Raw genomic sequence first — 238 nt, forward strand, 5'->3', positions numbered from 1 at the left:
GGCCAATGCCACTGCCACCTGCGATTTGTCCGGCCACCAGGTGGTCGGCGCCTCCAAGTACATCGCCAACCTCAATACCCAGTACAAGTGGCAGGCCAGCGAGCACATCGAACCCTACGTCACCGCCAGCTACGCCTTCCGCTCCAAGGCGGTCGGCACCATCGACGACTCCGATTTCGGCCAGATCCCCAGCTACGCGCTGGTCAACCTCTCCGCCGGTGTGCGCCTGGACCAGGGC

The 238-nt window shown here is 64.7% G+C and carries 1 pseudogene; it reads left to right on the forward strand.

The window, feature by feature from the left end:
• A pseudogene (locus tag FQ664_RS26895) lies at window positions 1–238 on the forward strand (TonB-dependent receptor); the annotation flags it as partial.

Origin of the sequence: Pseudomonas persica, from assembly GCF_900291015.1 — a bacterium.
Classification (GTDB): Bacteria; Pseudomonadota; Gammaproteobacteria; order Pseudomonadales; family Pseudomonadaceae; genus Aquipseudomonas.